This is a genomic window from Mycobacterium sp. NTMscope_MAC_269, assembly GCF_976985695.1.
Map to the genome: position 1 here is coordinate 4,665,249 of NZ_OZ335668.1, position 20,085 is coordinate 4,685,333.

Below are 20,085 nucleotides of genomic sequence, written 5' to 3' on the forward strand. Positions count from 1 at the left end.
GTAGTCAGGATATGTAAAGCGGGCTAGCGCAGCAGTGAGGACCATCAGATGCCAAGCGATCTCACCGAGGTGGGCACGCCGGCGAACGCACCCCGGCGTCGCAGCGAGAAGTCCCGCACGGCGATCGTCACCGCGACTCGCGAACTCCTGCTCGAGCGGGGGTTCGACGGCCTGTCGATCGAGGCGGTCGCCGCCCGCGCCGGAGTGGGCAAGCAGACGATCTACCGCTGGTGGCCCACCCGTCCCGCCCTGGTCGCCGACGTGATGCTGGAAGACGCCGACAAGCTTCTCTCGTCGGTCAACCACAGCGGCAGCCTGGAGGGCGACCTAGTCGGCTGGGTGGGCAAGCTGTTCGCCAGCCTGACGACGCCGCGGGGGTCGGCCATGCTGCGAACACTGACGGTCGCGTGCATGGAACACGAGGACACCGCCGTCAAACTGCGCGCCGGATTCAGTGCGCCGCTGCACGAACGGGTGCGCGCCCGGCTGGTGGCCGACGGCATCGACGAGACGAGCGCCGAATCGGCCGCGGACGCCATCGTGGGCGGCGTGGTGTATCCGATCCTGTCCGGCGCCCAGCCCTATTCCCGGCGGCGGGCGGAGCGGACCACGCGGCTCATCGTGGGAGCGCTCACCGGCGGCTGACGGCCGCCGCACTGTCGACCGACACCGCGGCCAGTCCCTGGCTCACCCGGTCGGGCAACGAGCCACCGTGGCTCAGCCAGTCGTCGAGGGCGATGCGCACGGCCGCCATCGCCAGCGCGCCGATCAGGCGCGGCCGCGGATCGTGCGCGGCCAACCCGGGCATCCGCGGCGCGATGAGCTCGGCGATCGCCACCTCATAGCGCACATAGATGTGCAGCGTCCACGCATCTAGGGTCTCGGAAGACCTTGTCAGCGTGGCTAATTCGCGGACTTGGTTCTCGATCTCCGCGAAACCGCGGGCAAGTTCGCCGAACGCGCCGATGACCGCCTCGATCGCGCTCAGCTGCGGCGGCTGCGCCGCGAGGGCGGCGGTGATCCGGTCCAGCCAGTGGGCATTCATGCCCTCGGCCACGGCGTCTTCCTTGGAGTTGAAGTAGCGGAAGAACGTCGCCCGCCCGATATCGGCGGCGTCGGCGATGCGGTCCACGGTCGCCCCGACCAGCCCCCGACTGGCGACCAGTTCGGCGGCGGCGGCGGCGATGCGCTGCCGCATCGCGGCGCGCTTGCGCGCGGCCAGCGGCGTCACGGGCACCGAAGCCGGCACGGAAACCGGTGTATGAGACATGCCCCCGCCCCGATCTCTCGAATCGACACCAAAATTGTAAGACATAGTCTTAGCATGAGACAATGTCTCACACCGGTGATCCGTCCGACCAGGCCGCCCCGAAGGCGCGCGCCGCTTTGCAGTTCTTCCAGCAGATGCTCACCGACGTCAGCAAGATCGTCACCGAGGACGCCGAATCCGAGCGCGAACTCGCCGAAGGGCTGCGCGTGGTGGCGCGGGTGTCCGCGCTGTGCGCGCAGATGTCGGTCGAGGCCGACCCGGATCGGCCGTCGTTCTTCGATATGTGTTCGGACAACCGGATGGTGGGCGGTCCCAACCCCGACGGCAACTACTACCTGGCGATGATCCGCGGGGACCGCCGCTTCCGGATCACCGGTTCCCGCGGCACCAGCGCCTACCTCGGCTTTCAGATCCTGGCCGGCACCGGGCTGACCCCGCGGCGGATGGCGGGCTACGTCAGCGACACCGACCTGGCACTGAACTCCGGCGACTTCGCGCTCGTGCTCTCCGCCGACGAACCGCCCGATCTGGCCGGCGCGCAGTGGGTGAACATCCCGGCCGACGCATCGGCGGTGGTCGTGCGGGAGTACATCGGCGACCGGGCCGGCGAGGAATTGGCCGCGTTGCACATCGAGGCGCTGGACCCGGGTCCGCTGACGACGCTGACCGACGACGACCTCGCCGATCAGTTCACCGCGATGGCGTGGTCGCTGATGAAGCTCACGACCCTGCACCGCACCATCAAGCCCGAACTCCTGGAAACCCCGAACACCCTGTTGACGGCCCAGGCCGCCGATCTGGGCGCGGCCGACACCACGCCCGACAACCTCTACATGATGGGAACCTTCCGGCTCGAGCCCGGCCAGGCCCTCGTTCTCGACATCGTGCCGCCCGATACGCGGTACTGGAACGTCACGCTGGAAAGCATCTGGCATGAATGCCTGGAGCCGCGCCGCCGGCACAGTTCGGTGACGAATCGCGGTGTGCGACCCGACTCCGACGGGCGGGTGCGGATCGCAATCTCCGCCGAGGACTTCGGGTTTGGCCATTGGCTCGACACCGGCGGCCGACATCGCGGCTTCATCGTCCTGCGCTGGCTGGACAACCCGAGCCCACCCGAGGTGACGGTATCGGTGCGCCAAGGACAGGAGCGGTGATGAAACTGCAGGACCGATTCGCCCCCGAACGGCTGATCGCCGCCGCCTGCGAGGAAGTCGGCAGCGACGACTTCGGAGCTGAGGGCTGGCGCCCCGGGCTGCACCGCGTCACCGACGGATTGATCAACGACGCGCGGCTATCCGACATCGGCGTCGAGATCGCCCACCTCGACATCATGCGCGCCCTGAAAAACCGGCTCGGCGTAATCGCCTGGCGCAAGCAACATCCCGAGATCGCCGAGCGGAATATCCCGGCGCCCATCTTCATCGTCGGCCAGCCGCGCACCGGGACCACGATCCTCTATGACCTGCTCGCCCAGGATCCCGAGCTGCGCGCCCCACTGACCTGGGAGGTCGACGAGCCCTGCCCCGTCCCGCAGCCCGACACCTACCACGACGATCCGCGCATCGCCCAGTGTCAGGCAAGCCTCGACATGTCCGAACAGATCATGCCCGGCTTCTTGGCATTTCATCCGATGGGCGCTCTGGTGGGGCAGGAATGCGTGCGTATCACCGCGGCGGAGTTCGTCAGCATGATCTTCTCGGTGCAGTATCGGCTGCCGGGCTACTACCGCTGGCTGCTGTATGAGGCCGACCACGCGGGGGCGTATCGCTTTCACCGAATCTTCCTGCAACACTTGCAGTCCGGTGTCCCCGGCCAGTGGTTGCTGAAGTCGCCCGCGCATTTGTGGCAGCTGGATGCGCTGCTGGCCGAATACCCGGACGCGCTGATCGTGCAGACGCACCGCGATCCGGTCAACGTCATCTCGTCGATCACCGCACTCACCCATCACCTGCGCCGGATGTGCAGCGACGAATCCAGCATCGCCGAGTGTGCGGCCCAGTCCTACGAGGAGATCGTCGTCGGCCTGGAGCGCGAGATGGCGTTGCGCGACAGCGGCGCCCTGCCCGCGGGGCGGGTCATCGACGTGCGGTTCGCCGATTTCATGGCCGATCCCTGGACCACGATCAAAGACATCTACCAGCGGCTGGACCGCGAGCTGCGGCCCGACACCGAACAGAAGATGCGCGAGTTCCTCGCCTCCCATCCGTCCGAGGGCGGGCACAGCCGCTACACCTGGTCGGACACCGGACTCGACGGCAATGAGGTCCGCGAGCGAGTGAGCGCGTACCAGGACCGCTACGGGGTGCCGACCGAACCGCTGCGGTGAGCGCGCTGCTCGATTGCCCTTGACGCTCGCGCCCGACACCCGGCGGCACTAACATCGTCATAGGCGATGAAGCTCGCCTCGACCGCCACCCGGCTGATGGCTTCTACTCGTTAGACCATGCGCGTTTGAGGCAGGTGAGCGGCAAGGTGTCCCTATTCAGAAGCATCCTGTTCATCGATCCGGATGACGGCGCCGATATCGACCAGGTCAGCGCACCCGAGTGCTTTGCGGATCTGCATCTGGACCAGATTGTCAGCGATGTCGTCCGAGGCAATGCCGACGGACAGCTCGATCGCTACTTTTATCTCCCTTTGCGCGAGGCTTCGGCCGTCACGTACCGCCATGAAGTCTTCCGAGACTTAGATCGTGTCGAGGTATGTGCGCCGATAAAAGCATTTGTCGCGGGCATGCGCACCATGCGACAGCAGCTGGATCGCGTTGGACGCCTTTGGCATCCGCTGCAACGACAGGGTTGGTTTGTCTATGCGGTCCAGGCGTATTGCGATGCTGTGGCGGCGCTGAATGACGGATTGGGCCGGGCCGCCCCGTCGTCGCACGGACTACGCGAATTTGCCGACTATGTCGTGTCCTACGTCAACGGCGATCAATTTCGGGCACTGGTCACCGAAATTGCCGACCTGCAAACCGAATTGCGCGGTATTCGCTACGCGGTACACATCGATGGGTTGAAGGTGCACGTCGATCGATACGACGGCCGGCCCGATTACAGCCGCGCCGTCACAGCGACGTTCGAGCGGTTTGCCTCCGAATCTGCCGGGGATTACCGCGTGCGCATGAAGGACTTCCCTGACATGAACCCCGTGGAGGAGCAGATACTGCAGTGCGTCGCCAAGCTCTATGACGATCAGTTCACTCGACTCGACACGTTCTGCTCGCGGTATCGAACCTATCTCGATGCCACCATCGCACGGTTCGATCACGAGGTGAGCTTTTATCTGTCCTATTTGGCGTTCACCCGTCGCTTTACCGATGCCGGACTGAGGTTCAGCTATCCGCGCATCACCGATGACCCGGGTTCAATCTACGCCGACGATGCCTTCGACCTCGCCTTGGCGGGGAAGACAATGACAGATGGTAACGCTCTGGTGTGCAATGACTTTCGATTGAACGGGCCGGAACGGGTGTTCGTGATCACCGGACCCAACCAGGGCGGCAAGACCACCTTGGCGCGTACCATCGGTCAACTGGCGTACCTGGCCGCACTCGGTTGCCCCGTTCCGGCCAGTCGGGCCATGATGACGCTGCCAGACGGTCTCTACACGCACTTCGAGCGTCGGGAAACCCTCGCCACGACACACGGCAAGCTCGACAACGAGTTGGTGCGGATCCACGACATCCTGTCACGGGCCACCCCCGGCTCGGTCATCGTGATGAACGAAAGCTTCGCGTCCACCACCGTCGATGACTCCCTGCAGATCGGCGCCGAAGTCCTCGAACGGATCATCGCGCTCGGCTGTGTGGCCGTCTATGTCACGTTCCTCGACGAGCTTGCAAGCCTGCATCGCGCCTGCGTCAGCATGGTGGGCGAAGTCGACCACGACGATCCGACCAAGCGGGCCTTCACATTCACGCGCCGCCCGGCCGACGGTCGCGCTTACGCAGCCGCACTGGCAGACAAATACGGTCTGTCACGCGACGTACTGGTGCGGAGGATCGGTCAATGAGGGTCCGGCTGTTACATCCCGAACACGACATCGACTTGTCGCCGCGGCTGCCCAACGCGGTGGCCTTTCTCGTCGAGGGCGACCTGGAGTTAACGAGGCTCTACAACGCCATGGCAGACGGCGACGCTTTTCTGCTTGACGTTGCCAAGAAGGTGGTTGCGCTCAGCGTGACGGATCCAGACATCATCCTGTATCGCCAGCAGGTCCTCGCCGACTGTATGGCGAATCGCGCAGCTGCCGAGGAGATGTACGCGATCGCCGTCGAAGGCGACGAGGTGCGGCGCAAGGTATTCCTGTCCGGTTTGGTGTTCCGCGAGCCAGGCCAAATACTGAGCGGATCGGTGCGGCTGCTTGCACCCCTGGTCGACAACCTCAAGCAATTGCGCAGACTGTGCGACGAGCATGCCGGCAAATTCCACTCCGCCGGGTTGCGACAGCTTACGGCGATGATTGCCCAACAGCTCAGTGACGACTACCTGCAACAGCTCACCGATCACCTCGACGAGCTGAATCTTCCACGGGGGACCTTGCTTTCGGCTGCGCTGGGCCCGGGGAATAAGGGATGCGGCCACGCGCTTCATGTGCCGTCGCGGCGAGGCTGGCGGGACAGAATCACCGGCAACCACACCGGCTACGGGTTCGAAGTCGATCCACACGATGAAGCCGGTTCGCATGCCCTCGTCGACATAGCCGGCAAGGCTCTCAACGACATTGCCAACACGGTCACCCAATCTGCCGACCACGTACGCGGCTTTTTCGGGCGGTTGCGCACCGAACTCGCCTTCTATCTGGGCTGCATGAACCTTTACGACGCGCTCGCCAGGGTCGGCGTGCCGACCTGCTTCCCGGAGCCGACACCGCTCGGCACGCGAACCTTCACATGCCGTGATTTGCGCGATGTCGGGCTATGCCTTGCCACCGAAAAGCCCGTGTCAGGTAATGACGTTGATGCCGACGGCAGCTCGCTAATCGTCGTCACGGGTGCCAACGAAGGCGGCAAGTCGACTTTCCTGCGCAGTGTGGGTGCCGCACAACTAATGATGCAGGCCGGCATGTTCGTCATGGCGAAGTCGCTGCGCGCCAATGTCACCCACGGCGTCTTCACTCACTTCAGGCGTGAAGAGGACGACACCATGACGCACGGTAAGTTTGATGAGGAACTGGCGCGGATGAGCGGGCTCGCCGACTTCATTCAGCCGCAGTCGATGATGCTGTGCAATGAATCGTTTGCATCCACCAATGAACGCGAGGGCGCCGAAATCGCTCGCGGCATCATCGACGCGATGCTCGAATGCGGCGTCACGGTCGTGTATGTGACACACATGTATAGCCTTGCGCGCGAGCTGTACCGGCGTGGTGGCGATCAATACCGGTTCTTACGTGCCGAACGACGCACTGATGGGGTGCGCACCTTCCAAATGATCGCTGCCGCACCCGAACCGACGAGCTACGCTGAAGACTCGTTTCGCCGAGTGTTCGGTGCACCCGCCCCCGCTGCTGGCCCCGCCGGCCGATAGCGCGCCTTTACAGGCCCGATCAAGCGGCGTTAATATCGCGAACAGGCGATGAAGCTCGCCTTAACCGCCGCACCGGCTGATGGCTTCTACCCGTTGATTTGCCAGGGGTAGAAGGCGGGTGGAGGCGATTGGCACATCTTGCCAGCACTGTTGTCTTGCGCTGTCACGCGGGGACTGACCTCGACCGTCCATCCGCGCCACGCCGGTGCTCGGCCACCGATCGCGCGCCGCCGCGCACCTCCAACGGGTGATTGCCACGCCCACGTCCGGCCGACAGTCACCCCTCGGCAGGCCTTAACCAACGACTCTTCACCAGAAGTTCCACATGCCTTTTGTCGCCACATGGCTAAAACCAAGGGAGCTCACGAAAATGGACTTCGGAATGCTGACGCCGGAGATCAACTCCGCCAGAATCTATGCGGGACCCGGCGCGGGACCCATGTTGACCGCGGCGGCGGCCTGGGACGCGCTGGCTGTCGAATTACATTCCACGGCAGCATCTTACGAAGCCGAAGTTGCCGGGCTTGCTGCCGGGCCGTGGCTGGGGGCTTCGTCGGCCTCGATGGCAACAGCGGCCGCACCCTACGTGGCATGGATGACGACGACGGCCGCCCAATCCGAGCAAGCCGCCGTACAGGCCAGAGCGGCTGCCGCCGCCTATGAGGCAGCGTTTGCGATGACGGTGCCTCCACCGGTGGTCGCAGCCAATCGCAGCCTGATGATGGCATTGATCGCGACGAACTTTCTCGGACAGAACACCGCGGCCATCGCCGCCACCGAGGCCCAATACTTAGAGATGTGGGCCCAGGACGCCGCCGCAATGTACGGCTATGCGGGGGCCGCGGCGTCCGCATCGACACTGACGCCGTTCACCCCGCCGCCGGAGACCACCAACCCCGCAGGAACGGCCGGCCAAGCCGCCGCGGTGACAGAGTCGCTCGTGTCCGACGGCCCTCAACTAATGTCTGCGATCCCCCAGGCGATCCACGGGTTAGCGATACCCGCGGCCACTGCGGCCCCGTTGCTAACTTTGCCCACCGCACTGGATCCCACCACGTTGATCACGATTCTCACCCTGATCGCGATACCGCTGATATCCATTGACATACCGATTGCGAGTACCGGTGTCGTTGCATCGACGACGAGTGCGACGGCGTCGTTCACCTCAGCCGGAACCAGCTACCGCGGCTTCATGATCAACGCCGACCGCGACTATGCGGCAGGCAAAGGGCCCTACACCGGTTACGGACCGGGCGGACAGATGGTGCCAGAATGGATTTTCGGCGGCCCGAACGCGCTCGCCGAAACGCCCAGCGCCGCACCCTCTCCGATTGCCGCCGGTTTGGGCAGGGGAGCCACGGTCGGCTCACTGTCGGTACCGCCGGGCTGGACCTCGGCCGCTCCGGCGTTTCGGCCGCTCGCCTACGCGCTGCCGCTCACCGAGCTACAGATTGCTCCCGAAGCGGCGACAGCAAGTTCTGGCAACCTGTTCGCAGACATGGCCCTGGCCGGAGCTGCCGGACGCGCCGTCGGTGGTAGCGCGGGCCTGGGCCGAGGCGGCACCGAACGTTTCCGACCGAACAGTCCGGCAATATCGAAGGAACCGAAGCGGTTCCCGAACGAACCGGCGGCCGACATCAAAGCCGAACTGCGTGAACTTGCCGAACGGGCCCAGTCGCTGCTCGCCAAACTTCACGACGGTGGGCTCGTGACCTCGCAGGAACCCACACCACAACGACGTCGCTTCCTCGGTAGCTGATCGGACCGGTAACGCTTTGGAACAGACAGTTAACCGGCGCGGTGAGTTTCTGTAATAGGGCCCCGCCCGAAGCGAATTAGGGGCGGGTCAAGCGACCGAGCATGCCCGATGCCAGCACGGCCGCGAACATCCACGCGGCCGCGTATGCGAACGCGGCCGGCGGAGAGACCACTGTGTACAAGATCCCCGCCATCACCGTGGCGATGACATCGCCGCCGGCTTGCACCACGCCCAAGACACCAAAGCCACTGCCGCGCAAACTATCAGGCAGCAACTGAGCCACCACCGCTGATTCGGTGGGTTCGGCCAGCCCGATGCCGGCCCCAGCGGCGCAGAAGGCTACAACGAGAAGCCATGCGTCGTTGCCACCGGCGGCGAAGAGCCCATACGCGATCACGTACACCGCGGCTCCAGCGGCGAATACGATGCGTGGCCCGGCGCGGTCATACCAGCGACCGGCAAACAGCGAGGCAAGCGCCGCGATCACGTTGTGGCCGGCGTAAATCAGGATGGCAAGCGATGTGGCAGCGGTGAGCGATCGATGTGGTGTGGTGAGTAGCTGCGTGGCGCGCAGGATCAGCAAGGTGGTGGCGATGTTGCCGAACTCGAAGAGCGCCACCGGCGCCAGCGCGCGAAGCATTCCGGCGTTGCGCAAGGCCACCAAATCGAGCCGTCGCCGCGTGACTTGCTCGGCGGAGCGGTTGTGGCGACGGCCTTCTCGCGCGGCCACATAGATCGCGATAGCGGCGAACATACCGGGGATTGCCGCCAGCAACAGGGCTGGGCGTACACCCACCCACGCCACGAAGCCGGCAGCCAGCAGGGGCCCAGCTACCGCACCCAGGTTGTCGCCCGCACGCTCTAGGCCGAAGGCTCGGCCGTGTGCCGTGGTCGGGCTGAGGGATGCCAGCAGCGCGTCGCGCGAAGGCGAGCGCAAGCCCCGTGACACCCATGCCAGCGCGCGCAACAACCCGGCCTGCCAAACCGTGGCGGCCAACCCGATCGCACCCGTGGCAACAGCGGTGCCCAGGTAGCCACCAGAAGCGGTGCGTGCCCGCTTATGCGGGTCATTGGCCAGCGGCCCGCCCACCAATTGCATGACGCCGACCAGCGCATCGCTGAAACCATCGATGATGCCCAAGCCCGCCGCGGACCCGTGCAGAGTGCTGGTCAAGAACGTCGGCAGCAGCGCGGTCGTGATCTCATGTCCCGAATCGGAGAAGAAGCTCGCGGCTCCTACGGCACCGACGCCGGGCGTCAACCAACGCCCGTCGGCCCTTGCGCGGGTCATTGCGGCTTGCGGTCGTAGAAGTCGACCTGCCACCGTCCCTCGCGGCGGCTGATCTGGTTGTAGCAACCTGTGCGCTGCGGGATCCCATGCAACACGAGGTCGAGCATGCGAAGCAACGCGGTATTGAATGCGTCATGCGAAACCATAATCAAAGGGCCCACGGCGTATTCGCGGGTCAACTCGGTAAACGCGGCTAACGCGCGCGCAGCTACACCGTCGGCGGGTTCAACGCCGGGTGCGGCATCGACGCTGCCGAACCGTTGTTCAACCTCAATGCGTGGCGCGCCGGTCCATGGACCGTAGTCGCGATCGTTGAGCCGATGGTCGATCTCCACGCGGACACGCGCCTCCGCACCGATCGCTTCTGCCGTGGAGACCGCCCGCTGTAACGGGCTGCTGATCACCACCGTCGCCCCGAGCGTGGCGAGGGCCTCGCCTAGACGCTTGGCCTCCACGCGCCCCACGTCATCGAGCGGCGGATCGGACAGTCCACGCAATCGTCCATCGGCATTGAGCGCGGTGCGCCCATGCCGGGCCAAATAGACCCGGTCGATACCGCCAGCGGGCATGACTCTCCTTCCGGTTCGCTAGGAGCCATCAACCCGATCGGGCGGTTCGGACACTTAACGTCATCCCGGCGGAGATCCATCGCCGCAGACCAGCCTACCCACGCGGCGACAACGGGTGGCAAGGGACAACTGGGAAAGCTTTCGGTGTCTGCAGCGGCGCTACCTGAAGCCGTTGCTTGACCAGCTAGAGGTCTGTTGATTAACTGATACTGACTGATACTGACTGATTTATTGGCGATGGTGCCCGCCCGGAAGGCGACTTCCGAACCGCCACAAGGCTGATGGCTCCTGCGAACGAAGGAGTCGCAGGTGGCCTCTCGTCCTTTGGCCGCGCCCGAGCGCGGTGATTCAGCGGCATGTTTTGAAGATGCGCCGGTTGAATTGCGTTGTGCCGTAGCGGTGGTGCGTGGCGATGCTGTCCTGCTGGTGCAACGACCAGATCGTGAAGATTGGGTGCTGCCGGGCGGACGTCCGCACCCGCACGAAGGGCTGGCATCCTGCGCGCGACGGGAAACCCGTGAGGAGACGGGTCTCGACGTTTTCCCCAACCGGTGTGCCCTGGTTCTGGAAGTCAATGATCCCGTTGCACATCATCGCGTCGTCGAAGTCGTCTTCATCGCCGAGGAATTCGACGCGAGCTCAAAACTGGCCGGTGAACCAGGCCGTCGTCCGGTGTGGGTGCGATGGGACGAACTCAAGGCACTGACCCTGCACCCGCCGATCGCCGGCTTTCTCCCCGACCTGCGACGTGGCGGATACGCCCGCTACCTCGGCAACATGTGGCGTCCGGATTGGGACGATCGATGACGGGCTTGCCGCTGTCGTTCGTGCAGGCTTTGCAGGTACTGACCGTGGTGGCCGGTGCGCCGGCCATCAGCGGCTTCATCGCCTGGTTTGAAGCGAGGCTGCAGGGACGGCGCGGCCCGCGGATCCTGCAACCGTATTTCGATTTGTCCAAGCTCTTTTCCAAGGAAAGCCTTGCACCAGTTGGCGCCGGCCCGTTCTTTCGGCTGGCGCCGGTCGTATCGCTCGCGTGCTACCTGACGGTGCCAATGCTGATTCCGGTACTTACCAGCTATCCGCTACCGCTGGGCTACATGGGCGACATCCTCGGCGGCGGTCTCATTCTGGCTTTCGCGAGCTTCGTCGTTGCGGTCGCCGCGGCCGAAACGGGGGATGGATACGCACAATTGGCGTCGAGCCGCGCCAAGACCTTTGCCGCGATCACTGAACCGGTCATGCTGCTGGTGATTTTTGCGGTCGCGTTGATCACCACGACGGATCTGCCCTACGTCCTCGGAGCGACCGTCCGCAGCGGCCCCGACCAAATCGTGCGTCCAGCGCACCTACTGGCCTCGGCGGCACTGTTCATGGTGATCCTTTACGAGACCGCGCGGATTCCGGTCGAAACCCACACCGGCACTATTGAATTCGGAATGATCGAAACAGGCCGGTCGTTTGAGTATTCCGGCCCCCATCTCGCCCTCCTGCAGTGGGGATCGGCGGCCAAACAACTTGTCCTGTACGTGATCTTCCTCAATGTCTTCGTCGCCCCATGGGGCATGGCGTCGACCCCGCGCCCCTTGGACGTTGCGCTGGCGATTCCGGCGCTACTCGGCAAGGCAGCTCTGCTGGGATGCCTGATCGCGGTGTTGGATAACAGTTTCGCCAAGCTGCGGTTGTTCAAAATCACCGAGTTCGTCTCGGCCGCGCTGCTGCTCTCGGTGCTCGCGGTGTTCACCCTATATCTGGGAGGCGGCTGATGACCACGGTAGCTGTCAGCCAATCCGTGCCCAGCGTATTCGAGGGCATCGCCAACACGGTGGCTGTCATTGTGTTGTTGCTGGAATTCGGGATGCTGCGGGCGGCCCTGCTGCGCTCGCAGGTGCGCCTATATGCGGGCCAGTCGCTGGCGGTGAGCGTCCTGGCCGCCGTAGTCGCCCATGGCCGAGATGTCCCGGAACTGTATGCGCTGGCGGTCCTTTCGCTGCTACTCAAGGTAATCGTCGTGCCGCTGATCGTGCTGGCGCTCTTGCGAGACGCCCGCGCCGAGATCGCCGGAAGCGGCTCACTCGGGGTGGCCAACCAGGTGCTGGTGGCAATCGGCGTCACCGGATTCGGGTTTTTCTCCATCGGCGTTCTCGGAATTCACTCCTCGGTCCTGCCCACCACCGCGCTAAGTCTCTCGGTGGCCGTCGTCCTGGTCGCGTTCGTCCTGATGATCATGCGCCGAGACGTCGTCAGCCAGGCCATCGGATTCTTCTCACTCGAAAATGGCGTCTCGCTAGCCAGTCTCGTGGTCGCGGCGGGCATGCCGCTGATCCTCGAAGTAGCGTTCCTGTTCGATCTGCTCGTGGCGGTCGTGGTGTTCGGCGTGCTGATGCGCACCCATCACCGCCGCACGCGCTCGTTGTCCACCCAGACCCTCGACCGGCTGAGGGGGTAGCGAGATGTCGGTGCTGCTCGTGCTTTTGGTGGTGGTACCCGCTCTGACCGCCCTTACCTGTGTCGTCGCGCCCCGGCGGGCGGCCGCGACTTTGACGGTTGCCACCGGGATCGCGACGTTTGCGTTTGCGGTGGCACTGGTCACACCCGCGACCAATCACACGTTGACCGCGGTGCGTTATCTACGCGCCGATGCGTTGTCGGTCGTTTTCGTGTTGGCCACCGCGTTCCTGTACATGACGACTGCCATCTATACGGTCGGTTATCAGGCCGCCGAAGCTGCCACCGTTGCGGCCGGGGCAGAAGACCGGCGCATCTTCGCCCGCTACAGCCGACTCTTCTACGTCGGCCTCAACGCGTTCGCATGGTCGATGATCGCCGCGCCACTTGTCAACGGGCTGGCACTGCTGTGGATCGCCGTGGAGATCACCACCGTCGTGTCGGCGCTACTGGTGGCGCTCGACGATACCGAGGGTGCCACTGAGGCCGCGTGGAAATACGTGCTGATCGCGTCCTCCGGGCTCGGGATCGCGTTGCTAGCAACTATTTTCATGTACCATGCCGGCTCGACGGTCCTCGGCGAATCCTATGACTTGGCGTTCGATCCGCTGCTGGACAGCGCCGCGCGGATGCCGCACACTCCGGTTGCGCTCGCCTTCGTGCTGGCGGTCGTCGGATTCGGCACCAAGGTCGGACTCTTTCCCGTGCACACCTGGCTACCCGACGCGCACGCCGAAGCCCCCACTCCAATCTCAGCCCTCTTGTCGGGATCGCTTCTTGCGGTGTCGTTCTACGCCATCCTGCGGTTCTACCAAATCTCCATCATTTCGCTAGGCCCTCGCTTCCCCCAGCTGGTGCTGCTGATCTTCGGCGCAGCCTCGCTGCTGCTGGCGGCGCTTTATCTGCTGGAACAGCGTGATATCAAACGCCTACTTGCCTATTCGAGTGTTGAACACATGGGCATCCTGGCGATCGGGGCGAGCTTCGGTGTTCCGCTCGCCCTGGCCGGGGTACTGCTGCACGTGGTTGCCCATGCCGCAGCCAAAGGCAACGCGTTCATGGGTGCCGGGGTGCTGGTCCGCAAATACGGCACCAAGGAACTTCACCGCATTCGCGACGCAATGTCGCGGCTGCCGTGGTCGGCCCCGATGTTTCTGTTGGCGGTGTTCGCACTATCTGCCATGCCGCCGTTCGGGTTATTCCGCAGTGAGTTTCAGATCGTCGCAGGGGGTCTGACCGATCACCGCAACGCCGCAGCGGTAGCGCTCGTGTGCTTGGTCACGGTCGCGTTCGCCGGGCTCACCGCCGCGACCACGTGGATGCTGTTCGCGCCCTCTCACCCCGAGGGCCCCGGTGCTGCGAAGGCCGAAGCCATGGAGCGCGGTGAGCCCAGCGCCTGGATGGTGGCCCCAGTCGTGATGGGTACCGCAGCGCTGCTGCTGCTCGGGTTGGCACCACCGGCCGACCTGATCCAACTCCTCACCCACGCAGCCAATGATCTGGCGAGATCCAGTCGATGACCGCCGCGACGACGATGGAAGTTCAACTGCCGCTACCCCAATGGCGGGCCGAAGTACTGACCCGCCTTGGTACCGGCGCGCGCTTCGGCGGATTGTTCTGCACCCACCGAGACGAGGACGCGCAACTGCGCGCCATGCTGGTCACCCGAACCGGCGTGGAATGTCTTGGCGCCGAGCTCTCGGTCGGCACCGGCGGCGAGTTGACCTATCCGGCACTGACGCCCGATGTGCCCGCGGCGTTTTGGTACGAGCGCGCCCTGCACGACCTGTCCGGGGTGACGCCACTGGGGCACCCGAGGCTCGATCCCCTGTTACTGGCGACCGAGCCCGGCCAGCTGCATCCCCGTCCAGGGCATGCCGAACCCGGCGGCGAGTTGCCGGCCAGCGACCGGCAGGGGCCGGTCGATGTCAGCGGGCACGGGGTGTTCACATTGCCCTTGGGTCCTGTGCGCTCGGGCGTCTATGAGTCGATCGAATTCCTCATCGAAACACCGGGGGAAGATATCCCGCACTTGAATATCCGCCCGCACTACAAACATCGTGGCATCGCCAAACGCTTCGAAGGCCTCGGTGTCGAGGACGCCATACTGATCGCCGAACGCGTCGAGGGTATTTCCTCCGTCGCCCATGCGCTCGCGTTCGCTCACGCGGTGGAAGCCTTGGCCGACACGGAAATTCCCCCGCCCGCCGCATTGATCCGGGTAATCCACGCAGAACTCGAACGCATCGCCAACCACCTGGACGTGGTCGTGCGCCTCTGCGACGCTGCGGGCCTGGCCATCGGTAACGCGCGCTTCGGCTGGCACAAAGAGCAGGTGATGCGACTGGTATCCCTGCTGTGCGGCAACAGGTTCGGCCGCTCGGTGGTGTGCGTCGGCGGCGTGTCCGCGCCGCCGCGCATGAGCCCCGCCTCCCTCCACGTCGCCATCGATGATGTGGCGCATCGCATCCGCGCGGATCGACGCGCGCTGATGGAAAGCCCGTCGTTTCTGGACCGCATCCGCGGCACCGGGCGGCTCGACGAGAAACTCGCCGCCTCGCATGGGGCCTTGGGACCGGTCGGCCGCGGATCAGGGTTCGACGACGACGCCCGGCTCCATCGGCCCTACGATGGCTATTCAGAGTTGCCCGCGTTCGAGGCGCCCCTCAGCACGGAGTGCGACGCGATGGCACGGCTGCGGGTGCGCTGGGCCGAGATCGACGCCGCCGTCGACCTGATTCAGCACGCCTGCGCCCGGCTCAGCGGGGCAGTCCATGCGGACCTTTCTGTCCCCGTCGACCCGCACGACGGCTTTGCCGCGGGCTGGGCCGAGTCACCGCAGGGCGAGGTTCTCTACGGGATTGAGCTGCGTGAGGGCCGCGTCGGCCGCTGCTTTGCGCGCACGGCCTCGCTGCACAACATGGTGCTCTTTCACGACGTCTTTCACGGTGATGTGTTCACCGATTTTCCGTTCATCGAGGCCAGCTTCGGTCTCTGTTATGCCGGGGTGGCGATGTAGATGGTGGTCTTTTTCCGCGGCCTGCGCGACGGCCTTCTCACTACCAGATGGCCGAAGCACCCCGACACGTATTTTGGTCAGTTTCCCGCCGCCGTCGAAGTGCTACCGCGCAGCGACCCGCGAGCCGGACACCGGCGTCTGCTGCGTCGGGCCGCGGAGGCCGCCACGCAGTGCCCCACCGCGGCGATCGCCGTCACCGACATGACCAATCTGGATCGGGGCAAATGCATCCTGTGCGGGCGTTGCGTCGCGACCGCCCCGGATTGGTTCGCATGGGCACACGGCGCCGACACCGCGCGGCTGCGCCGCGAAGCGCTGGTGGTACGCCCTGTCCCGGAAACCGACGAGGCGCTCGACGTGATGCGGACCGAGCTGGCCAAGCGTGTGCGGCGGCTGCGCCGATCGGTACACATTCGGCACGTTGACGCCGGCTCCGACGGCAGCGACGAATGGGAGGTAAATGCCCTCAGCAATCCCGTGTACGACCTGCATCGGCTGGGCATCTTCTTCACCGCCAGCCCGCGGCACGCCGACATCCTGATGGTGACCGGGATCGGTGCGGCCAACATGACCGAACCACTGCGCCGCACGCTCGATGGCATGCCGCGGCCCGTCGTGGTCATCGCGGTCGGCACCGACGCGATCAGCGGCGGTCTGGTGGGCGGCGGCTACACCGGCGGCACCGGTGTCGGCGATCTCCTGCCGGTCGACGTCTGGATCCCCGGATCGCCCGCATCTCCGTTCAGCCTGTTGCACGGCATCCTGCTCGCATTGGGCCGGCTCCCCGCTAGGCCGAGGAGAGTGTCGTGATCGCCACCGGGCTAGCACTCGCGGCCCTTGCAGTGCTCGTCGGTTGGGCTGCTGGAGAACGCCGTGGTCCGCAGCTCACGGCATCGGCTGCGGTGGTCGCCTCGGCCGCGGCGTTCGCCGTGGCCGGAGCGCGCGGGCTGGCTGGGCACGGCGACCGGGTGCCGCTGGGCGGCTTAGGAGGGCTGGGGCCCGCGGCCCTGCACGCCGACCCGCTGTCGGGTTTGTTCCTCGTCATCGCGGGCGGGGTGGCGGTCCCCGCGCTGTGCGCCGCGGCCGCGTTTGGCGGCGCTCGGCATGGCCGACTGACCGCCGCACTGGCGCTGACGATCGCGGCGGTCGCGGTCATCGTGGCCGCCGACAACCTATTCGTCTTGCTGTTCGGATGGGAAGCCCTGACGGTGGCGTTCTATCTGCTCACTGGATTCCACCGGAACCACCCGGGGCGGGCACGGGCATCCTTGGTCACAGTGGTGTTCGGCAAAGCCAGCGGGGCGGCACTCCTGCTGGGTGGTCTGCTGCTGGTCTCGCGCACCCACACCTTCACACTCACTGCCGCCGGCGTGGATGCACGCGGTGCCCTGGGGCAGGCGGCCTACGCGCTGCTCCTTGTGGGGTTCTCGATCAAGGTCGGATTGTTGCCCGGCCACGTGTGGCTGCCCCGCTGTTACGCGGCCTCCCCCGGGCTGGCACGGGCGCTGATGGCCGGTGCCGCCGTCAATGTCGGCTTCTATGGGATGTGGCGCACCCTGCAGTTGCTTGGGGCCCCGCCGCTGTGGCTGGCATGCGTACTGCTGGTGCTGGCCGGGGTGAGCGCGATCTTCGGCATCGCGCAAGCCGCGGTGCACCCCGACCTCACGGTGCTGATCGGCTGGTCGAGCGTAGAGAACGCCGGCCTCATCCTCGCGGGGTTCGGGGTCGCCCTCATCGGTGCCGCCGCCGGGGTGCCGCTCCTGACCGCCGCCGGCTTGGTCGCCGCCACCGCCCAAGTCATCACCCACGCGATGGGCAAATCACTGCTGTTCATCGCGGCGTCGGTGATCGAGGCCGCCGCGGGCACCACCAATTTGGACCTGCTGGGTGGCATCGCACGCCGATTACCTTGGGCGGGAACGGGATTGGTCATCGGCTCGCTCACACTAGCGGGACTGCCGCTGACGGCGGGATTCGCCTCGGAATGGTTCATTTTGGAATCGCTGATGCAGCAGTTCCGGGTCACCGGCCTGGCCATGCAGTTGTGCACCGCAGTGGCGGGTGTGCTGGTCGCGCTCACCGTTGGGGTGGCCGGCGTGACGTTCGTGCGGGTGGTCGCACTGACCGCGTTCGGCCCCTCCCGCATCGACGAACCCGCATTCGACCCGGCCGGCACCCGCGCCGACCATAACGGGTGGTTGCGGATAGGGATTGCGCTGCTGGTCACCGGCTGCCTCGGTGTGGCCGCGCTGGCGCCGCTGCAGATCCGCGTCATCGCTGCCGGACTAGCCCCGATCGTCGGGGACCAAGCGCGGGGCGCCAACGCCAAACCTTGGGTACTGCAGCCGGTTTTCGGCGAGTTTTCCGCGCTGTCGCCGAGCTGGTTGTGGATCGTGCTACCCGTGATGACGGTGCTCATTGCGGCGGTGGCCAGCGGCCTAGCGGGACGGCGCCTCGATCGCGTGCGGTGGGTGACACCGTGGTCGTCGGCGTCGCCGGGCGTGCACCGCGGCGTCGGGTATACCTCCTTCGCCTATGCCAACCCCATGCGCAACGTGCTGGCCAATGTGTTGCTGACCCGGACCGAGTTGCGGGGTGCCCCGACCGAGCCGTCAACTCAGGCCGTCGGGCAACCCGTGCTGACCTACCGGGTCGAGGTCGTCGAGGTCTTCGACCGTTACCTGTACCGACCGGCCATCGCGGCATTGCTGGCGGTGGCCCGGGCGGCCAAGCGTTTGCAATCGGGCCGCCTCGATGCCTACATGGCGTACATGCTGCTGGCCGTTCTCGCGGTCCTGGCCGTGATCATGGCGGTGTGGCGACCGTGACCGCCCGCACCGGTAGCACGCAACGTCGCTTAGCGCGGCGGCAGCCCGAACGCACAGCCGGGGACGCTGGCGGCGACCTCGACCAGCCGGTTGTACTTGGCGACACGCTCGCCGCGAGCCGGTGCACCGGATTTCATTTGCCCACAACCGGATCCGATAGCCAGGTCGGCGATGAAGGTGTCACAGGTCTCGCCGGACCGGTGCGAAATCATTGCGCCGTAGCCGGCGTCGCGGCACACCCGCAGCGCCTCCAGAGTCTCGCTGACCGTGCCGATCTGATTGACCTTGATCAACGCCGCGTTGGCGATTCCCGCGCTAACCGCCGAGCGGATCAGTGCCGGATTGGTGACGAAGTTGTCGTCGCCGACCAATTGGACGCTCTCGCCGAGCCGTTCGGTCAACGCGCACCAACCGTCGGCGTCCGACTCCCCCATACCGTCCTCGATGCTCCAGATCGGGAATTCCTGCACCATCTGCGCGTACCGCTGGATCAAGTCGTCACTCGAAAGCGCTTGCCCACCAACCTCATAGCAGCCATTCCGGTGGAATTCGCTGGCTGCGGGGTCCAGCGCGATCGCCACCCCGGAACGTCCAGGGGTGTAGCCGGCAGCCGCGATCCCCTCGACGAGCAGTGTGAGCACCTCCTCGGGCGACTCGATATCGGGCGCGAAGCCGCCCTCGTCACCCAAACCGGTGCCCAACTTTCGTTCTTGCAGCGTGGCGCGCAACCGGCCGTAGATTTCCGCTCCGGCACGAATCGCCTCCGGCAACGACGGGGCGCCCACGGGGGCGATCATGAACTCCTGAAACTCCAACGGGTTTGGGGCATGCGCGCCGCCGTTGATCACGTTGAAATGCGGCACCGGCAGTCGCGGCGTGACACCGTCCGGCGCAAGCCAGCGCCACAGCGGCTGTTGCGACTCGGTGGCGAACGCCCGCGCCGCCGCCATCGACACCCCGACGATCGCGTTGGCGCCCAGCCGCGACTTGTTCGGTGTGCCGTCGAGCCGGACCAGCTCCGCATCGAGTTGCTCAAGATTATCGAACGCGCGGCCCGTAAGAGCGTCGGCGATCACACCGTTGACGCCGGAAACCGCTCGGCCGACACCTCGGCCCTCGTACCGTGTCGGATCACCGTCGCGCAACTCGACCGCTTCGCCACTGCCGGTCGATGCCCCCGAGGGCACGCCGGCGACCACGGCGCGACCGTCGGACAAGGTCATCCGCACCGACACCGTGGGCCGCCCACGGGAGTCCAGCACCTCCAATGCGGAAACGGACGAAAAGATCACAGGCATAACGGATCTCCTAAAGCCCAGTCAGCCAGGGACCGTTGGCGCGCGACCACAGCAATGCCGTGGCCGCCGCGGTTG

17 protein-coding genes and 3 riboswitches are annotated in these 20,085 nt (G+C 65.6%); of the genes, 13 read left to right on the forward strand and 4 right to left on the reverse strand.

What is annotated here, in order from left to right; translation table 11 throughout:
- The first annotated feature begins 48 nt into the window (after window positions 1-48).
- Window positions 49-645: a TetR/AcrR family transcriptional regulator gene (locus tag ACZ50Z_RS22105; RefSeq protein ID WP_464485470.1), complete on the forward strand. Its 597-nt coding sequence runs from the start codon at window positions 49-51 to the stop codon at window positions 643-645.
- Here the strand turns inward: ACZ50Z_RS22105 and ACZ50Z_RS22110 are convergent.
- Window positions 632-1,270, reverse strand: coding sequence for a TetR family transcriptional regulator (locus tag ACZ50Z_RS22110; RefSeq protein WP_464485471.1), 639 nt, complete (start codon window positions 1,268-1,270; stop codon window positions 632-634). The two genes, ACZ50Z_RS22105 and ACZ50Z_RS22110, sit on opposite strands and share 14 nt — an antisense overlap.
- A 62-nt stretch (window positions 1,271-1,332) precedes the next feature.
- Between ACZ50Z_RS22110 and ACZ50Z_RS22115 the strand changes: the two genes are divergently transcribed.
- From ACZ50Z_RS22115 to ACZ50Z_RS22135, 5 genes are all read left to right on the forward strand, one after another.
- Window positions 1,333-2,427, forward strand: coding sequence for a DUF1214 domain-containing protein (locus ACZ50Z_RS22115; RefSeq protein WP_464485472.1), 1,095 nt, complete (start codon window positions 1,333-1,335; stop codon window positions 2,425-2,427).
- Complete coding sequence (locus ACZ50Z_RS22120; protein WP_464485473.1) at window positions 2,427-3,599, forward strand: sulfotransferase family protein; 1,173 nt, start codon at window positions 2,427-2,429, stop codon at window positions 3,597-3,599. Before ACZ50Z_RS22115 ends, ACZ50Z_RS22120 begins: the two co-directional genes overlap by 1 nt.
- A 53-nt stretch (window positions 3,600-3,652) precedes the next feature.
- Window positions 3,653-3,712, forward strand: a riboswitch (Fluoride riboswitch).
- Window positions 3,713-3,733: 21 nt separating this feature from the next.
- Window positions 3,734-5,284 (forward strand): MutS-related protein, encoded by a 1,551-nt coding sequence (locus ACZ50Z_RS22125; protein WP_464485474.1) that lies wholly within the window; start codon window positions 3,734-3,736, stop codon window positions 5,282-5,284.
- The gene (locus ACZ50Z_RS22130; RefSeq protein ID WP_464485475.1) at window positions 5,281-6,801 is read left to right on the forward strand and encodes a MutS-related protein; all 1,521 of its coding nucleotides are present in this window, start codon (window positions 5,281-5,283) and stop codon (window positions 6,799-6,801) included. Before ACZ50Z_RS22125 ends, ACZ50Z_RS22130 begins: the two co-directional genes overlap by 4 nt.
- Before the next feature lie 35 nt (window positions 6,802-6,836).
- Window positions 6,837-6,897, forward strand: a riboswitch (Fluoride riboswitch).
- A gap of 274 nt (window positions 6,898-7,171) precedes the next feature.
- Entirely contained in the window at window positions 7,172-8,560 is a 1,389-nt protein-coding gene (locus ACZ50Z_RS22135; protein WP_464485476.1) for a PPE family protein, read from the forward strand.
- Window positions 8,561-8,636: 76 nt separating this feature from the next.
- Here the strand turns inward: ACZ50Z_RS22135 and ACZ50Z_RS22140 are convergent, their stop codons facing one another.
- Window positions 8,637-9,851 (reverse strand): MFS transporter, encoded by a 1,215-nt coding sequence (locus ACZ50Z_RS22140; RefSeq protein WP_464485477.1) that lies wholly within the window; start codon window positions 9,849-9,851, stop codon window positions 8,637-8,639.
- Window positions 9,848-10,420, reverse strand: coding sequence for a histidine phosphatase family protein (locus ACZ50Z_RS22145; protein WP_464485478.1), 573 nt, complete (start codon window positions 10,418-10,420; stop codon window positions 9,848-9,850). Before ACZ50Z_RS22145 ends, ACZ50Z_RS22140 begins: the two co-directional genes overlap by 4 nt.
- A gap of 224 nt (window positions 10,421-10,644) precedes the next feature.
- Window positions 10,645-10,718, forward strand: a riboswitch (Fluoride riboswitch).
- 11 nt (window positions 10,719-10,729) lie between these two features.
- Between ACZ50Z_RS22145 and ACZ50Z_RS22150 the strand changes: the two genes are divergently transcribed.
- The 7 genes from ACZ50Z_RS22150 (at window position 10,730) to ACZ50Z_RS22180 (ending at window position 18,712) form a co-directional block, all read left to right on the forward strand.
- The gene (locus tag ACZ50Z_RS22150; RefSeq protein ID WP_464485479.1) at window positions 10,730-11,227 is read left to right on the forward strand and encodes an NUDIX hydrolase; all 498 of its coding nucleotides are present in this window, start codon (window positions 10,730-10,732) and stop codon (window positions 11,225-11,227) included.
- Window positions 11,224-12,183, forward strand: coding sequence for a respiratory chain complex I subunit 1 family protein (locus ACZ50Z_RS22155; protein WP_464485480.1), 960 nt, complete (start codon window positions 11,224-11,226; stop codon window positions 12,181-12,183). The genes ACZ50Z_RS22150 and ACZ50Z_RS22155 overlap by 4 nt, the downstream gene beginning before the upstream one ends.
- Window positions 12,183-12,866: a hydrogenase gene (locus ACZ50Z_RS22160; RefSeq protein ID WP_464485481.1), complete on the forward strand. Its 684-nt coding sequence runs from the start codon at window positions 12,183-12,185 to the stop codon at window positions 12,864-12,866. The genes ACZ50Z_RS22155 and ACZ50Z_RS22160 overlap by 1 nt, the downstream gene beginning before the upstream one ends.
- A gap of 211 nt (window positions 12,867-13,077) precedes the next feature.
- Window positions 13,078-14,385: a proton-conducting transporter transmembrane domain-containing protein gene (locus ACZ50Z_RS22165; RefSeq protein ID WP_464485482.1), complete on the forward strand. Its 1,308-nt coding sequence runs from the start codon at window positions 13,078-13,080 to the stop codon at window positions 14,383-14,385.
- Window positions 14,382-15,884 carry a hydrogenase large subunit gene (locus ACZ50Z_RS22170; RefSeq protein WP_464485483.1) on the forward strand — a complete coding sequence of 501 codons (1,503 nt, stop codon included), beginning with the start codon at window positions 14,382-14,384 and terminating at the stop codon, window positions 15,882-15,884. Before ACZ50Z_RS22165 ends, ACZ50Z_RS22170 begins: the two co-directional genes overlap by 4 nt.
- Window positions 15,885-16,694: an NADH-quinone oxidoreductase subunit B family protein gene (locus tag ACZ50Z_RS22175; protein WP_464485484.1), complete on the forward strand. Its 810-nt coding sequence runs from the start codon at window positions 15,885-15,887 to the stop codon at window positions 16,692-16,694.
- The gene (locus ACZ50Z_RS22180) at window positions 16,691-18,712 is read left to right on the forward strand and encodes a proton-conducting transporter transmembrane domain-containing protein (protein WP_464485485.1); all 2,022 of its coding nucleotides are present in this window, start codon (window positions 16,691-16,693) and stop codon (window positions 18,710-18,712) included. The genes ACZ50Z_RS22175 and ACZ50Z_RS22180 overlap by 4 nt, the downstream gene beginning before the upstream one ends.
- 29 nt (window positions 18,713-18,741) lie before the next feature.
- Here the strand turns inward: ACZ50Z_RS22180 and eno are convergent, their stop codons facing one another.
- Entirely contained in the window at window positions 18,742-20,010 is a 1,269-nt protein-coding gene (eno, locus tag ACZ50Z_RS22185; protein WP_464485486.1) for a phosphopyruvate hydratase, read from the reverse strand.
- Between the last annotated feature and the right edge of the window lie 75 nt (window positions 20,011-20,085).

Excerpts from the sequence above, each read along its gene's own strand:
- ACZ50Z_RS22175 (WP_464485484.1), top strand. The coding sequence starts at position 15,885 with ATGGTGGTCTTTTTCCGCGGCCTGCGCGACGGCCTTCTCACTACCAGA.
- eno (WP_464485486.1), bottom strand. The coding sequence starts at position 20,010 with ATGCCTGTGATCTTTTCGTCCGTTTCCGCATTGGAGGTGCTGGACTCC.
- ACZ50Z_RS22170 (WP_464485483.1), top strand. The coding sequence starts at position 14,382 with ATGACCGCCGCGACGACGATGGAAGTTCAACTGCCGCTACCCCAATGG.
- ACZ50Z_RS22130 (WP_464485475.1), top strand. The coding sequence starts at position 5,281 with ATGAGGGTCCGGCTGTTACATCCCGAACACGACATCGACTTGTCGCCG.
- ACZ50Z_RS22115 (WP_464485472.1), top strand. The coding sequence starts at position 1,333 with ATGTCTCACACCGGTGATCCGTCCGACCAGGCCGCCCCGAAGGCGCGC.
- ACZ50Z_RS22145 (WP_464485478.1), bottom strand. The coding sequence starts at position 10,420 with ATGCCCGCTGGCGGTATCGACCGGGTCTATTTGGCCCGGCATGGGCGC.
- ACZ50Z_RS22155 (WP_464485480.1), top strand. The coding sequence starts at position 11,224 with ATGACGGGCTTGCCGCTGTCGTTCGTGCAGGCTTTGCAGGTACTGACC.
- ACZ50Z_RS22105 (WP_464485470.1), top strand. The coding sequence starts at position 49 with ATGCCAAGCGATCTCACCGAGGTGGGCACGCCGGCGAACGCACCCCGG.
- ACZ50Z_RS22135 (WP_464485476.1), top strand. The coding sequence starts at position 7,172 with ATGGACTTCGGAATGCTGACGCCGGAGATCAACTCCGCCAGAATCTAT.
- ACZ50Z_RS22140 (WP_464485477.1), bottom strand. The coding sequence starts at position 9,851 with ATGACCCGCGCAAGGGCCGACGGGCGTTGGTTGACGCCCGGCGTCGGT.
- ACZ50Z_RS22160 (WP_464485481.1), top strand. The coding sequence starts at position 12,183 with ATGACCACGGTAGCTGTCAGCCAATCCGTGCCCAGCGTATTCGAGGGC.
- ACZ50Z_RS22120 (WP_464485473.1), top strand. The coding sequence starts at position 2,427 with ATGAAACTGCAGGACCGATTCGCCCCCGAACGGCTGATCGCCGCCGCC.
- ACZ50Z_RS22110 (WP_464485471.1), bottom strand. The coding sequence starts at position 1,270 with ATGTCTCATACACCGGTTTCCGTGCCGGCTTCGGTGCCCGTGACGCCG.